The following is a 13,979-nucleotide window of genomic DNA, read 5'->3' on the forward strand; positions in this document are numbered from 1 at the left end:
GCTCATCCCCAGGCGACTCGCCCCGGGACGACACGCCTCCGGGCTGACCCCGCTCTCGACCGGCTCGCCTCCTGGGCGGCACGGTTTGGGGTGGTTCGGTGCTAGTGGAGTTCCTTTGGTGGCGTGCGCTTGTTGTCTACCTTGTCCACGCGGACCAGTTCGCCCCAGACCACGTAGCGGTAGCGGCTCGTGTAGACGGGGGTGCAGGTCGTCAGGGTGATGTAGTGACCCGGCTTCTTCTTGCCGGATTCCTGGGGGACCCTGTCGAGGACCTCGACGTTGTACTTCGACGTCTCCGGGAGGACGGCGTAGGTCTTGTAGACGTACCACCGGTCCTTCGTCTCGAAGACGATCGGGTCGCCCTTCTTCATCCTGTCGATGTTGTGGAACTTGGCGCCGTGGCCGTCGCGGTGGGCGGCGAGGGTGAAGTTGCCCTCCTTGCCGGACATGGGGAGCGTGGCCTTGACGGGATCGGTGTAGTAGCCGGCCACACCGTCGTTCAGGACCTTCTCCGAGGTGCCCTTCTCGACCAGCACCTCGCCGTTCTTCATCGCGGGCACATGCAGGAAGCCGATGCCGTCCTTGGTGTCCAGCGCCCCCGGCCCGGTGTCCTCGGCCCAGTTGTCGCGGACCTTGTCGGACTGCCGGTGGGCCGCGCGGTCGGCGACGACGTTCGTCCACCACAGGGAGTAGACGACGAACAGGCCGAGCACCAGGCCCGCCGTGATGAGGAGTTCACCGAGGACGCTGATCGCGCCGGCGATCAGGCCCGACGTCCGGCGCTGCGGTCCCGGCGCCGAGCCGGGCACGGACGTCTGCCCTTCGATGTCGTCTGCGGTCGCTGACACTGTTCATCTGCCCTTACTGGACGAGTGCATCCGGCTTGCCCTTGCTGCGCGGCCGTTCCTCGACCATCTTGCCCCAGACGATCAACCGGTACTTGCTGGTGAACTCCGGTGTGCAGGTGGTCAGCGTGATGTAGCGGCCCGGCTCGGTGAGCCCCGAGTCCTTCGGAACCGGGTCCAGTACGCCCGTGTTCGACGGCGGCGTCACCGGCAGGATCGACGCGACCTTGTACACGAAGTACTCCTCCTGCGTCTCGACCACGACCGCGTCGCCTGACTTGAGCTTGTTGATGTACCTGAACGGTTCCCCGTGCGTGTTGCGGTGGCCCGCGAGCCCGAAGTTGCCCGTTTTGGCGGACGGCATCGCGGTCTTCAGCGGCTCCTCGCCATAGTGCCCGACCATGCCCTTGTCGAGGACCTTCTTGTTGCTGACGCCCTCGGCGATCGGCACCACGACGTCCAGCTCGGGGATGTGCAGGATGGCGAAGCCCTGCCCCGGCTCGAACTCGCCGGGGGCGCGCTTTCCGTTCGCCCAGTCCTGTTGCAGGTCGCTGGCCTCCTTGCCGGCCTGCGCGTGCGCCCGCACGTTCGTCCACCACAGCTGGTAGGTGACGAACAGCAGCATCAGCACGCCGGTGGTGATGAACACCTCGCCTATCGCCCGGCTCGCGACGACCGCCGGGCCGGGCCTGCGCAGCCGCGCCTGCCGCCGTGCCTCGACCCGGGACAGCGGTGCCCCGGGCTCGCTCCCCTCGGTCGCCGGCTCGGTCGCCCTGCCGCCACCGCCATGACGCCCGCCACGCCGCTTGGCGGCCTTTCTGCGGGCCGCACGGCCACCCGGCGCGGGTCCGGGCGGGGACGAGGCGGAAGCGGCGCGAGAGGCCGGTCCAGCGGCGGTCATGGAGTCGTCGGCGGCGGGCGGCGGATCCGGGATCCGCAGGGCGACCGTCTCCTCGTCGATGGGGGGCAGGTAGGCCGTCTCGTCCGCTCCCCGACCGGGCCGGTCCCCGAGCGCACCGGAAGCCCCGTACGACTGATCCTCGTACGAGGCGCCGGACTCGCGCTCCGGGCGCAGCGCGGTCACGCCGTGGCCCTGCCCACCACCGGGGCGAGCCCCGCCGACCTCGCCACCGCTCCCTGGTCCCCGCACTCCACCAGCCAGTTGGCCAGCATCCGGTGGCCGTGCTCGGTCAGCACCGACTCGGGGTGGAACTGCACGCCCTCGACGGGCAGTTCCCGGTGGCGCAGGCCCATGATGATGCCGTCGTGCGTGCGGGCCGTGACCTCCAGCTCCGGCGGGACGGTGGCCGGCTCGGCGGCCAGGGAGTGGTAGCGGGTCGCCGTGAAGGGTGAGGGCAGCCCGGCGAAGACGCCCTTGCCCTCATGCTCGACCGGAGAGGTCTTGCCGTGCAGCAGCTCGGGGGCACGGTCCACGACGCCGCCGTACGCGACCTGCATCGACTGCATGCCGAGGCAGACGCCGAAGACCGGAACGCCGGTGGCGGCGCAGTGGCGCACCATCTCGACGCAGACCCCGGCCTCTTCGGGGGTGCCGGGACCCGGCGACAGCAGCACGCCGTCGAAACCGTCCTGGGCGTGCGCCGTCGACACCTCGTCGTTGCGCAGCACCTCGCACTCGGCGCCCAGCTGGTACAGGTACTGGACGAGGTTGAAGACGAAGCTGTCGTAGTTGTCGACGACGAGAATCCGCGCACTCACTGGTTGTCCACCGTCACATCGTTGAAGGGCAGCAGTGGTTCGGCCCACGGGAAGACGTACTGGAACAGGATGTAGACCACGGCCAGGACCAGCACGAGTGAGACCAGCGCCTTCACCCACGTGCTGCCCGGCAGATGCCGCCAGATCCAGCCGTACATGCCGTCCCTTCCGTAGCGCCACGGCACCTACTCACGCCGTACGGCACCAGACTAACGGCGCAGTGCCTTCGGTTTGCCTGCCTCCACAGGCTGGGTGGAATCGAGGTGCGCCCAGACGATCAGCCGGTGGCTGTGACCCCATTCCGGTTCGCAGGTGGTCAGCGTCAGATAGCGGCCCGGACGCGTGTACCCGGACGTACGTGGCACAGGGTCGATCACCTCAACGTCCGTCGGGACGGTTTTGTAGGGCCCTTTGTCGATCCGATACGTGAACCAGGTGGTTCCGTCCGTGAGCACCACCGCGTCGCCGGGCCGCAGTTCGGGGAAGTCCTTGAACGGATCGCCGTAGGTGCGCCGATGGCCCGCGACCGAGAAATTGCCCCGCTGGCCCAGCCGGGCGGTGCGCGCGTAGTGGCCCAGCCCCTTCTTCAGCACGTCGGTGCCGGTGCCCTCCAGCACCGGCTTGTTCCACGTGAAACCGAACCGCGGTATGTACATGATCGCGAAGGCCCTGCCGGACCGGTACGGCTTGGGCGTGGCGGCGCCGGTGGCGGCGCCGGGGCCGGCCGGCTCGTGCACGCCGCCCCGCGACCACTGCTGCTGGAGCCGCTCGACCTGGTCGCTCATGAGGCCGTCGGCCTTCACCCCGGTCCAGAACAGCACATAAGCGACGAACAGTACGATCAGGGCGCCGATGGTGATGCACAGCTCGCTGACGGTCCTCACGATCACGCGCACCGGAAGCTCCTGTACGGACGCCCACACGTACTAGTCGACGGGTTTCGCGTAGTGCAGATCCACTGTGCCCGAGTAACCCGGCAGCGTCACCGTGCCGTCGTCGGTGACTTTCCAGCCGAGGCCGTAGACGTTCACGTACACCATGTAGTTCTGGATGGCCGGCGAGTCCGCGAGCGCCTTCTGCAGCTTCTCCGGGTCACCGACCGCGGTGATCGTGTACGGCGGCGAGTAGACGCGGCCCTGGAGGATCAGCGTGTTGCCCACGCAGCGCACGGCGCTGGTGGAGATCAGCCGCTGGTCCATCACCTTGATGCCCCCGGCCCCGCCCTGCCACAGGGCATTCACCACGGCTTGCAGGTCCTGCTGGTGGATGACCAGGTAGTCGGGCTGCGGTTCGGGGTAGCCGGGGAGCTTCGCGGTGGCGTTGGGCGGGGCGTCGTTGAGCGTCACCGTGACCGCCTTGCCGGTGAGCTTATGGGTGCCCGTGCTCTTCTCCAGCCCGGACAGCTTCTCGTCCTGCGCCTTGCTGCTGCCGTCGTCGCGCTCGGCCAGCGCCTCCACCTCGTCGCGCGCGCCCGCGTTGGCCTCGTCCAGTTCCTTGTTCTTGCGGCTGCGCTCCTGGATGAGGTCGGACAGCTTCAGCAAGGAGGCGTCGGTGCGGATGTCGGTGCCCTTGGCCGTGTTGAAGCTGGTGAAGAAGATGAGCCCGGCGAGGGCGAAGACGCCCACCGTGAGGATCCGCACCGGCCGGAAGGAAGCGTTGCGAACTGGCGGGGAACCCGTTGATCCCGTCCCGGGGGAGTCGGCAGAATTGCTCAACGTACCCTTATCTCCTTCGGCGCCGCGGAAGCACTACGCTAACGGACGCCCGGGGGAGCGCTCAGTGTCCCCTTGTACGCTGCCCTGAGCCCGATCCAGTTCCCTGCGCGGCCACGCAGCGCATCGACAGGAGAGACCCTCGTGCCGAAGTCACGTATCCGCAAGAAGGCCGACTACACGCCGCCGCCGGCGAAGCAGGCGGCCGCCATCAAGCTGAACAGCCGCGCCTGGGTCGCACCCGTGATGCTGGCCATGTTCCTGATCGGCCTGGCCTGGATCGTCGTCTTCTACGTGACCGACGGTTCACTGCCCGTCGATTCCCTGGACAACTGGAACATCGTGGTCGGTTTCGGCTTTATCGCCGCCGGGTTCGGTGTCTCCACCCAGTGGAAGTAGCGGCCGCTTTCCGGTGAACACGGCTCTGCCCAGAGCTATCCGCTGAGTTATCCACAGGCCTGGGGTCGTTTCCACATCTCCCTGGGGAAAAGACGACGATCTGTGGATAACTCATCGAGTGTTGACGCCGGTGTGACTGGCCTACTGGTCGCCGCAAACCTGTTCGCCCCCTGTCCGACCTGGGAAAACACACCTGAGCGACAGCGGGAACAGCTGTTCCCGCACACTGTGCACAAGATCCGGCACACGCTGTGGATAACGGTTCGGTATCGGCCGGGCGGAGAGGCCCCGATCAGGTCAGCTGGGCCGTTCTGATCACCGTCAGGACCACGACCACCACCAGCACCAGGGCGCAGGTGCCGTACTGGATCAGCGCCCGGTTGCTCCGAGGGGCGTGGATCATGGCGTAACCGGTGACGACGCCGGCGACCAGGCCGCCGATGTGCGCCTGCCAGGCGATGTTGAAGCCCGGACTGAAGGTGAAGATCAGGTTGATCACCAGCAGGGCGATGACCGGGCGCATGTCGTAGTTGAGCCGGCGCAGCAGCACGGCCGTGGCGCCGAACAGCCCGAAGATCGCTCCGGAGGCGCCCACCACGGCCTTGTTGGGCTCGGTGAGGAGATAGCTGAGCGCGCTGCCGGCCAGCCCGGAGACGAAGTAGAGCGCCAGATAACGGGCACGGCCGAGGGCCGCCTCCAGGGGGCCGCCGATCCACCACAGGCTGAGCATGTTGAACAGGATGTGGATGAAGCTGCCGTGCAGGAACATCGAGGTCAGCAGGCGGTAGTACTGGCCTTCCGCGACGCCCTCGACCGGGCCGAAGAGCTGGTAGGAGGCCTGGCCGATCAGCTCGAACTGGTTGGTGAACCGATTGCCGACGGCCTGCTGGACCAGGAAGGCGGCCAGGTTGAGACCGATCAGGACCTTGGTGACCAGCCGCGGATCGGCCGTCATGGTGCCGCCCGCGAGGGTACGGGGCTGGGCCGCGGCCGGAGGGTGCCCGGTGCCGGAACCGCCGCGGACACAGTCGGGGCACTGGAAGCCCACGGACGCGCTGACCATGCACTCCGGACAGATCGGGCGCTCACAGCGGGTGCAGCGGATGCCCGTCTCGCGGTCCGGGTGCCGGTAGCACACGGGCACGCTCCGGGCGTCCTGCGCGCGGCCTGTGGCCTGGTCCATGGGGTCCCCTCGGTCGATCCTGGGCAATACACCGCCCCGCCCATCCTTACGGACGAGCGGGGCGTTTGGTTCCCTGCAGGAGGAACCGCGAGGCCGCCGGGCAGCGGGGCGCTGCCGGGAAGCTCGCGAAGCCGCCGGGGAGCGGGGCCGTCTCAGCCCTCGCGCTTCTCGATGACGACCGACTCCAGCACGACGTCGTTGACCGGCCGGTCGTTCGGCCGGCTGGTCGGGACACCGGCGATGGCGTCCACGACCTTCTGGCTGGCCGGGTCGGTGACCTCGCCGAAGATGGTGTGCTTGCGGTTCAGCCAGGTGGTCGGGCCGACCGTGATGAAGAACTGCGAGCCGTTGGTGTTCGGGCCGGCGTTGGCCATGGCGAGCAGGTACGGCTTGTTGAAGGACAGGTCCGGGTGGAACTCGTCCTCGAACTCGTAGCCGGGGCCGCCGATGCCGGTGCCCAGCGGGTCGCCGCCCTGGATCATGAAGCCGCTGATGACCCGGTGGAAGATCGTGCCGTCGTAGAGCTTGTCCTGGCTCGTCGCGCCGGTCTCCGGGTGCTTCCACGCCCGCTCGCCCTGTGCGAGTTCGACGAAGTTCTTGACCGTCTTCGGCGCGTGGTTCGGAAAGAGCCGGACCTCGATGTCGCCGTGGTTGGTCTTCAGGGTGGCGTAAAGCTGCTCGGCCACGATCTGCCTTCCGTTGTCTGCTTGTGACTCCCCCGATCCTCGCACGGCACGGCCCGTGCGTCGCCCGACGGCCGCGGGCGGGTCTGCATCTGCACGGAATCGCTTGCGAAAAAACCGGTCGTCTTCCCTCGGGCCGGAAGCGTACGACAGCGATCCATGGCATTGTCGACGGAAAGCTCCCATTGACCGGAATCCTTGATTCGCCCGCTCTTGTCCGTTGATCGGGTGGATCGGCACCCGTATGCCCGCCCCGCATGCCGCACGACGCGCGGGCAGGCATGATCCTGAAAAGGGTGGAAAGTCGAAATACCGTACGCCACCGAGGAGGAGGATCCCGTGACCCGCATCGACAGCGTGCGCGCCGCGACCGGCTCGGCGAAGGACAGCGTGCTGCACGCCGCGGAAGTGGTGGCGCCCTACGCCGACACGGCCAAGGAGCGTGCCGCGTACTACGCACAAGAGGCACGCGTACGGCTCGCGCCCGTGGTGTCGCAGGCCGCCGAACAGGCCCGCGTCCAGTACGACGCCCGGCTTGTTCCGCGCCTGGAACTGGCGCGTTCCCATGTGCCGCCGAGGGTGGACCAGGTGGCGCACGACGCGGCCGTCCGTACCCGCAGGGCGGCCCGGCAGGCCGCCGCATACTCGCGGCCGAGGATCGAGCAGGCCGTCGCCGTCGCGGGACCGGTCCGCGAAGAGGCCGCCGCGCGGAGCGCCGCCGCGCTGGCTGCGCTGCGCGGCCAGGTCTCGCCCAAGGAGATCCAGCAGCTGGTCCGCAGGCATGAGCGCCGGGCGAAGGCCGGCCGGGTGGCGAAGGCACTGGCCGTGGCCGGCGTGCTGGCCGGTGGGGCCTTCGCCGTCTGGAAGTGGTGGGACAAACAGGCCAATCCCGACTGGCTGGTGGAGCCGCCCGCCGCGACCGATACCCCCGAGCCGAACCGGCTGAGTTCGGTGGACGGCAGCCCCGATGCCTCGGTCCTCGACCCCGAGGTCCAGGCCAAGGAGGCCGAGGGTCGCGCCGGCAGGGACGACGAGCAGCCCTGACGTCCGGCACCGATCCGCTCGGCCGTGGGCGGGAGACCCCATGGGTCTCCCGCCCATGCCTGTGTTTCACGTGAAACATCCGAATGGGGGCGGTCAGGCCCGCCGACGGGAGTCCTCCAGATAGTGCAGTACGGCGGCCACCCGCCGGTCGACCCGGTCGGTGGGGGCGAGATCGAGCTTCGCGAAGATGCTGCGGATGTGCTTGTGGACGGCGCCCTCGGTGACGACCAGCCGCTCGGCGATGGCGCCGTTGCCCAGCCCTTCGGCCATCAGTGCCAGCACCTCCCGCTCGCGGGGGCTCAGCCGCTCCAGCCGGGTGTCCTGACGGGAGCGGGTGAAGAGCTGGGCGACGACCTCGGGGTCGATGGCGGTGCCGCCGCCGGCCACCCGTCCGAGCGCGTCCAGGAACTCCTGGACCCGTCCGACCCGCTCCTTCAGCAGATAGCCGAGGCCGCCCACCCCGCCGGTGAGCAATTCGGTGGCGAAGGACTGCTCGACGTAGGCGGACAGCACGAGGACGGCCAGATCGGGCCGTCTGCGGCGGGCCTCGACGGCCGCCCGGATGCCCTCGTCGGTGTGCGTCGGCGGCATTCGTACGTCGAGGATGGCGACGTCGGGCTTGTGCCGGTCGATGGCGTCGAGCACGCCGTCGGGGGTGTCCGCGGTGGCCACCACGTCGAGGGACTCCGCGCGCAGCAGGAGGGCCAGTCCCTCGCGCAGCAGCGGGTCATCCTCGGCTATCACGATCCGCATGTCACGATCCGCCCGTCACGGTCCACAGGTCACTGTCCGGCCGGCCCGGCCCACGGCTTTCCGTCCCCGCCTCACGAGCCACCGCCCCGAGCAGGCGGTCCGCCCGGCGCGGTCCGCGCGTCCTCCACGGGCAGGGCCGGCGGTCAGGCGCCGGCGGGCAGGTCCACTTCGAGGACGGTGGGTCCGCCCGGCGGGCTGGCCACGGTGAGCGTACCGTCGTGCGCGGCGACACGGCGCCGGATGCCGGTGAGTCCGGAGCCGCCGTCCTCGTCCGCGCCGCCCCGGCCGTCGTCCTCGATCCGCAGGACCAGCCGCCCGCCCCGGCCGCGCGCCGTCACCGCCGCCGACCCGGCTCCGCTGTGCTTGGCGATGTTGGTCAGCGCCTCGGCCACGACGAAGTAGGCGGTGGCCTCGACGGACGCGGCGCAGCGCTCGGGCGCCTCGACGTCGATGCGGCAGGGCACGGCGCAGTTCGCGGCGAGACCGGACAGTGCCCCGGCGAGACCGCGGTCGGCGAGCACGGGCGGCAGGATGCTCCGGGAGACCGTGCGCAACTCCGCCAGCGCCTGCTCGGCGGCGGACTGCGCGCGTTCCAGAAGCTCCTCGGCGCCGGACGGGTCGCGGGCGACCATGCGGCGGGCGGCTCCGAGCAGCACGGTCACGGTGACGATCCGGTTCTGGGTGCCGTCGTGCAACGAGCGCTCGATGCGGCGCAGCTCGGTGGCATGGGCGTCGAGCGCGGCGGCGCGCGTCGCGGTCAGTTCGGCGACGCGCAGGGAGAGGTCGGTGTCCGGGCCGACGGCGAGCAGACTCCGGCCGGGCCGGGCCTGTAGCCGGGCCATGGCGGGTGTCAGGCCCAGGATGACGGCGGCCCAGGCCACACCGAGGAGGGCCACGGAGGCGGCGGCCGTCCAGGAGTGCGCGACCCCGAACCCCAGCGACGTACTCGTCACGCCGCTCGGGAGGAGACGCCACCACAGCGGGAAGGTGGCGTCCCGCACGGCGGCGAGGGGCAGCAGGACCGCGAGCCAGCCCAGCAGCAGGCCGAGGGTGCCGTGCCGGGCGAGCCAGCGCAGCTCACGGCGGGTGGTGGGGTCGGCGAGCGCGGCGCGCAGCCGGCCCGGGGGTGCGTCGGGGGCCACGACCTCGGGACCCCAGCGGCCCAGCCGCTCGCGTTCCCGGCCGGCGAGGCGGTGCAGCGCGCGCAGCGCACCGGTGGCGAGGAGCAGCCCCACGCCGACCGGCACGGTGACCGCGCTGAGCAGGAGCCACAGCAGCAGGCCGAGGGCGAGCACGGCCGTGCCGAGCCCGCCGACGAGCTGTTCGAGCGCGCTGAGCGCGGCCCGGACGGTCCGTACGGCGACTTCTTTCAGCCCCGTCCCGGTGGCGCCGCCCGGGGCCGTGCCGCCGCCCGTCATGGCATTCGCTGTGGTGCTGCGGTCCGTTCCCATCCCTGCCTCCCCGCTCGCCGCCGACCCTACGACGCCGGCGGGACGGGCGGCGGGTCCGCGGGCGGAAAGTACAGCCTGCTGTACCTGCGACCGGGCGGCTCACGGGATCGGCCCGGGGGCGTTCGCTCCGTAGCGTCCCGGAGTGACGGAAACCGATGAGCGAGTCCACCCGCAGGAGCCCCGAATGCCGGACAACGACCCCTACCGCCTCTCCCGGGGCCCCGCCCACGAGGGCGGCCCGCGCCCCGAGTCGCCCCAGGCCGGCCGGACCGTGCTGTGGCTGCTGCTGGTGCTGAGCGCCGCCGCCAACACGGTGGCCTCGATGGCCGGTGTCACCGTCGTGAGCCTGGCCTGCGGCCTGGTCACCGCGGCCTGCGTGATCGGCCTCGTCGTGCTGCGGCTGCGGGGTCGGCGATGACCACCGCCACCGGTCCGGCCGCCCGCGCCACGCTGGGCGCCCCCGCCATAGCGCTGGAGCACGTGACGAAGACGTACGACGGTGGCGTCCGCGCCCTCGACGACGTCTCGCTCACCGTCGGCCACGGCACCTTCCTCGCCGTGATGGGGCCGTCCGGCTCCGGCAAGAGCACCCTCATGCACTGCGCCGCCGGGCTTGACACCCCGACCTCGGGCAGCGTCCGCATCGACGGCCGCGAGACAGCCGGTCTCAACGAGACCCGCCGCACCGAACTGCGCCGTGACCGCGTCGGCTTCGTCTTCCAGGCCTACAACCTGATCCCCTCGCTGAGCATCGAGGACAACATCACGCTGCCGCTGCGGCTGGCCGGCCGGCGCCCCGACCGGGACTGGGTGCGGGTCCTGGTCGAGCGGGTCGGGCTGACCGACCGGCTCGGCCACCGCCCGGCGGAGCTTTCCGGCGGCCAGCAGCAGCGGGCCGCCGTGGTGCGGGCGCTCGCGGCACGGCCCGCCGTCGTCTTCGCCGACGAGCCGACCGGGGCGCTGGACCTGCGCAGCGCCCACCAGGTGCTGAACCTGCTGCGCGAACTGGTCGACGAGCTGGGCCAGACGGTCGTGATGGTCACCCACGACCCGGCCGCCGCGGCCCGCGCGCACCGGGCGCTGGTGATGGCCGACGGCCGGGTCGTCGACGCCCTCGACGCCCCCACCGCACTCGAACTCGCCGACCGCCTCGTCACGTTGGGAGAGCAGTAGCCATGCTGCACCTCGCGGTCCGTATGGCCGCCCACCGGATCGCCGCCCTGCTGGCCGTGGCGTGCGCCGTGCTGGGCGGCGGGGCGCTGGTCACCGCCACGGGCGTGCTGGCCGAGACCGGTGTGCGCTCGCATCTGCCCCCGGGCCGGCTCGCCGGCGCCGACCTGGTGGTCGGCGCCGACCAGGAGTTCCACCCGCAGCAGGACCTGCCGATCGCCCTGCCCGAGCGGGCCAGGGTCCCGGCGGCGCTCGTGGACCGGCTGGCCGGGCTGCCGGGCGTCACGAAGACGGTCGGGGACGTGGCCTTCCCCGTCTCCCTCGTCGACGCCCATGGCGGGGTCCTGCCGGCCGCGGACCCCGGACCCGCCGGGCACGGCTGGTCCTCGACCGGGCTGCTCGCGAACGCGCGGGTCGAGGGCCGGGCGCCGACCGGCTCCGCCGAAGTCGCCGTCTCTGCCGAACTGGCCACGGCGGCCGGGGTCGGCGTCGGTGACCGGGTGCGGGTCCTCGCGGGCGACCGGCCCGCCGCCGCCTACCGGGTCTCGGCGGTGGTGACCGCGCCGGGCGCCGGGGTCTACGTCGCCGACACCACGGCCGTACGGCTGTCGGGCCGTACGGGAAGCGTGGACCTGGTCGGTCTGACCACCGAGCCCGGCGCGCGCGACCGGGTCGCCGACGCCGTGCGCGAACGGGTCGCGGGCAGCGGGCTGAAGGTCCGTTCGGGGGCGGATGTGGGCGCTGCCGTGTCGCCGGGCGCGGACGCGTCACGCTCGCTGCTGATCGTGCTCGCCGGCTCGCTCTCCGGGATCGTGCTGCTGGTCACCGGGTTCGTCACGGCGGGCGCGCTGGGCGTGTGCATCGCCGGGCAGCGCCGTGACCTGGCGCTGATGCGGGCGGTGGGAGCCACCCCGAAGCAGATCCGCCGGCTGGCCGCCGCCCAGTCGACGGTGGTCGCGGCCGTGGCCCTGGCGCCCGGAGTGGGTCTCGGCTATCTGCTGGCCGGGCAGTTCCGGGACCTGCTGACGGACCGCGGCGTGCTGGCCGCGGACCTCCCGCTCACCGTCGGCCCGCTGCCCGCCCTCGCCACGGTGCTGCTGATGCTCGCGGTGGTCCGGCTCTCCGCCTGGGCCGCGGCCTGGCGGACCTCGCGGATGGCGGCCACGGAGGCGGTCGCCGAGTCGCGCAGCGAACCGCGCCGGCCCTCGCGGGCGCGGACCCACACCGGTCTGCTGCTGATCGTCGCCGCGTGCGGGCTGTCGGCGCTGCCCTTGCTGTCGCGGAGCGTGCTCGGCGCCAGCGCGACCTCCCTCGCGGGCATCGTCTCGGCGATCGGCCTGGCGCTGGCCGGTCCCGCCCTGGTGGCCCGTGCCGGGTCGGCGGCGGTGCGGCTGCTGCGGCCGGGCACCGCCGCGCCCACCTGGCTGGCACTGGCCAACATCCGCGCCTACGCCCAGCGGGTCGCCGGTGTGGTCAGCCCGCTCGCCATGGCGGTCGTGTTCGTGCTGACGTACACCCTGGCGCAGACCACCGTGCTCGCCGCCACTGACGCCGACACCCGTGACGGCACCCTCGGCCAGCACCGGCTGAGCGCGCCGGGCCAGGGCCCGGTGGCGGACGGAACGCTCGACGCCGTACGCCGGCTGCCGGGGGTTCGGGCGGCGGCACCGGTCGGCTCGACCACGGTGGTGTGGCAGTTCCAGCAGTTCGGTGACCCGGCGGCCGAGTCCGAGGCGGCGCTGGTCCTGGCCCCGGACGCGGCCGGCGTACTGGATCTCGACGTGACAGAGGGTGACCTGTCCGCGCTCACCGGCCGGACCGTCGCCGTCAGCTCCGAGGCGGCCCGCTACCACGGGGCCGGGCGCGGCGAGCGGGTGCGGCTGGTGCTCGGTGACGGCACGCCGGTCGACGCCCGGGTGGCCGCCGTGTACGACCGCGGGCTCGGCTTCGGCTCGGTGGTCCTCTCCCGGGACCTGGCCGCCGGGCACACCACGACGGGGCCGCAGCAGAGCATCCTGGTCCGCACGGACGGCACGGCCGAGGCCGACCGCACTCTCACGGCGTTCGCGGCCTCCCGGCCCGGACTGATGCTCACCGGCAGTGGCTCGGCGGAGGGCGGCGACGGCACCCCGCCGGAGGTGTGGATCAACCTGGCGACCATCATCGTCCTGCTCGGCTACCTGCTGCTCAGCATCGCGAACAAGCTCGTCGCCGCCACCGCGCAGCGGCGCACCGAGATCGCCGCGCTGCGCCTGGTCGGTACGACGCCCCGGCAGATCCGGGCGATGATGCGCCGTGAGGCCGCGGTGATCGCCGCGGCGGCGCTCGCCGCCGGTGTGCTGCTCTCGGCCGTTCCGCTCGCCCTGCTGGGCCAGGGCTTCCTCGGCCGCCCCTGGCCGGCGGGCCCGCTGTGGCTGCTGCCCGCAACCGCGGTCACGGTCACGGTCACAGCCTTCATCACCGTGGAACTCCCCACCCGCCGCACCCTGCGCCACGCCCCCGCCGAAACACTGCGCACGGCTTGACGGAGGGCGGGCGGGGGTCGGCGGCAGCAGGAGTGCTGCGCCGGCAGCAGCGACCTACTGGGGGTCAGCAGCCGCACGGACAGCGACCCGGAGTCCCGGGGGCCCGGGGGGCGGAAGCCCCGAAGTGCAGGAAGGCGGGCCCGGGATCGCGGAGGGCGGGGGCCGGGGGCCGGGCGCGGGACGCGGGGGCCCGGGAGCCAAGGGCGCCAAGTCCCCGGGGCCAACGGCGCGGAGGCCAGGGAGCCAAGGGGTGCCGAGGCCCCGAGGGTCAAGGGCGCGGCGAGGGCCGCGGGGGTGGCAGGCGCGGGGACGGAGGACGCCGACGCGCACGACGAACGGCACACCGCCGGATGGGCAGGGGCACGGGGAGCGACAACGGCAGGGGCGGCCGGGACGGGGCTGCGAAGGCAGGGACGCGGGACGCCAGGGCCCGGGGCGCGGGGGCGCGGAGGCGGACGGCGCCGACGCGCACGACGAACGGCACCCCGCCGGGTG

At 72.1% G+C, this 13,979-nt stretch carries 15 protein-coding genes; 5 read left to right on the forward strand and 10 right to left on the reverse strand.

Annotation, left to right across the window (positions count from 1 at the left end; translation table 11 throughout):
* Positions 1–101 precede the first annotated feature (101 nt).
* From ACFYTE_RS05640 to ACFYTE_RS05665, 6 genes are read right to left on the reverse strand one after another with little or no spacing between them, the layout of a single operon-like run.
* Positions 102–848 (reverse strand): class E sortase, encoded by a 747-nt coding sequence (locus tag ACFYTE_RS05640; RefSeq protein WP_388705330.1) that lies wholly within the window; start codon positions 846–848, stop codon positions 102–104.
* Between the two features lie 13 nt (positions 849–861).
* Entirely contained in the window at positions 862–1,929 is a 1,068-nt protein-coding gene (locus ACFYTE_RS05645) for a class E sortase (RefSeq protein ID WP_388705333.1), read from the reverse strand.
* Positions 1,926–2,564, reverse strand: a complete 639-nt coding sequence (locus ACFYTE_RS05650) for an aminodeoxychorismate/anthranilate synthase component II (RefSeq protein ID WP_388705336.1) — start codon at positions 2,562–2,564, stop codon at positions 1,926–1,928. The genes ACFYTE_RS05645 and ACFYTE_RS05650 overlap by 4 nt, the downstream gene beginning before the upstream one ends.
* Complete coding sequence (locus tag ACFYTE_RS05655; RefSeq protein WP_388705340.1) at positions 2,561–2,722, reverse strand: hypothetical protein; 162 nt, start codon at positions 2,720–2,722, stop codon at positions 2,561–2,563. Before ACFYTE_RS05655 ends, ACFYTE_RS05650 begins: the two co-directional genes overlap by 4 nt.
* Before the next feature lie 51 nt (positions 2,723–2,773).
* On the reverse strand, positions 2,774–3,460 hold the full coding sequence (locus tag ACFYTE_RS05660) for a class E sortase (RefSeq protein WP_388705343.1): 687 nt from the start codon (positions 3,458–3,460) through the stop codon (positions 2,774–2,776).
* A 30-nt stretch (positions 3,461–3,490) separates the two neighbouring features.
* A complete protein-coding gene (locus ACFYTE_RS05665; protein ID WP_388705346.1) occupies positions 3,491–4,279 on the reverse strand; it encodes a DUF881 domain-containing protein in 789 nt (262 codons plus the stop codon).
* Between the two features lie 141 nt (positions 4,280–4,420).
* Between ACFYTE_RS05665 and crgA the strand changes: the two genes are divergently transcribed.
* Positions 4,421–4,675: a cell division protein CrgA gene (crgA, locus tag ACFYTE_RS05670; protein ID WP_388705349.1), complete on the forward strand. Its 255-nt coding sequence runs from the start codon at positions 4,421–4,423 to the stop codon at positions 4,673–4,675.
* Between the two features lie 292 nt (positions 4,676–4,967).
* Here the strand turns inward: crgA and ACFYTE_RS05675 are convergent, their stop codons facing one another.
* Positions 4,968–5,858, reverse strand: coding sequence for a rhomboid family intramembrane serine protease (locus ACFYTE_RS05675; RefSeq protein ID WP_388705352.1), 891 nt, complete (start codon positions 5,856–5,858; stop codon positions 4,968–4,970).
* A gap of 152 nt (positions 5,859–6,010) precedes the next feature.
* Positions 6,011–6,544: a peptidylprolyl isomerase gene (locus ACFYTE_RS05680; protein ID WP_388705355.1), complete on the reverse strand. Its 534-nt coding sequence runs from the start codon at positions 6,542–6,544 to the stop codon at positions 6,011–6,013.
* A 336-nt stretch (positions 6,545–6,880) separates the two neighbouring features.
* Here ACFYTE_RS05680 and ACFYTE_RS05685 point away from each other — a divergent pair, with 336 nt between their 5' ends.
* Positions 6,881–7,585 carry a DUF5324 family protein gene (locus ACFYTE_RS05685; protein ID WP_388705357.1) on the forward strand — a complete coding sequence of 235 codons (705 nt, stop codon included), beginning with the start codon at positions 6,881–6,883 and terminating at the stop codon, positions 7,583–7,585.
* Positions 7,586–7,678: 93 nt separating this feature from the next.
* On the opposite strand, the gene ACFYTE_RS05690 is transcribed toward ACFYTE_RS05685, so the two are convergent.
* Entirely contained in the window at positions 7,679–8,338 is a 660-nt protein-coding gene (locus ACFYTE_RS05690; protein WP_388705359.1) for a response regulator transcription factor, read from the reverse strand.
* 143 nt (positions 8,339–8,481) lie between these two features.
* Positions 8,482–9,756, reverse strand: coding sequence for a sensor histidine kinase (locus ACFYTE_RS05695; protein WP_388705934.1), 1,275 nt, complete (start codon positions 9,754–9,756; stop codon positions 8,482–8,484).
* A gap of 217 nt (positions 9,757–9,973) precedes the next feature.
* Here ACFYTE_RS05695 and ACFYTE_RS05700 point away from each other — a divergent pair, with 217 nt between their 5' ends.
* Genes ACFYTE_RS05700 through ACFYTE_RS05710 form a run of 3 tightly spaced genes read left to right on the forward strand, consistent with a single transcriptional unit; the run spans position 9,974 to position 13,484 of the window.
* Positions 9,974–10,207 (forward strand): hypothetical protein, encoded by a 234-nt coding sequence (locus tag ACFYTE_RS05700; protein ID WP_388705362.1) that lies wholly within the window; start codon positions 9,974–9,976, stop codon positions 10,205–10,207.
* Positions 10,204–10,962 (forward strand): ABC transporter ATP-binding protein, encoded by a 759-nt coding sequence (locus ACFYTE_RS05705; RefSeq protein ID WP_388705365.1) that lies wholly within the window; start codon positions 10,204–10,206, stop codon positions 10,960–10,962. Before ACFYTE_RS05700 ends, ACFYTE_RS05705 begins: the two co-directional genes overlap by 4 nt.
* Before the next feature lie 2 nt (positions 10,963–10,964).
* The gene (locus ACFYTE_RS05710) at positions 10,965–13,484 is read left to right on the forward strand and encodes an FtsX-like permease family protein (RefSeq protein WP_388705368.1); all 2,520 of its coding nucleotides are present in this window, start codon (positions 10,965–10,967) and stop codon (positions 13,482–13,484) included.
* The last annotated feature ends 495 nt before the right edge of the window (positions 13,485–13,979 follow it).

It is taken from the genome of Streptomyces sp. NPDC004629 (assembly GCF_042873595.1).
Taxonomy (GTDB): Bacteria; Actinomycetota; Actinomycetes; order Streptomycetales; family Streptomycetaceae; genus Streptomyces.

Bases quoted from the DNA above. Each gene is read 5' to 3' on its own strand.
- ACFYTE_RS05700 (WP_388705362.1), top strand. From the start codon at position 9,974: ATGCCGGACAACGACCCCTACCGCCTCTCCCGGGGCCCCGCCCACGAG.
- ACFYTE_RS05655 (WP_388705340.1), bottom strand. From the start codon at position 2,722: ATGTACGGCTGGATCTGGCGGCATCTGCCGGGCAGCACGTGGGTGAAG.
- ACFYTE_RS05705 (WP_388705365.1), top strand. From the start codon at position 10,204: ATGACCACCGCCACCGGTCCGGCCGCCCGCGCCACGCTGGGCGCCCCC.
- ACFYTE_RS05690 (WP_388705359.1), bottom strand. From the start codon at position 8,338: ATGCGGATCGTGATAGCCGAGGATGACCCGCTGCTGCGCGAGGGACTG.
- ACFYTE_RS05695 (WP_388705934.1), bottom strand. From the start codon at position 9,756: ATGACGGGCGGCGGCACGGCCCCGGGCGGCGCCACCGGGACGGGGCTG.
- ACFYTE_RS05710 (WP_388705368.1), top strand. From the start codon at position 10,965: ATGCTGCACCTCGCGGTCCGTATGGCCGCCCACCGGATCGCCGCCCTG.
- ACFYTE_RS05675 (WP_388705352.1), bottom strand. From the start codon at position 5,858: ATGGACCAGGCCACAGGCCGCGCGCAGGACGCCCGGAGCGTGCCCGTG.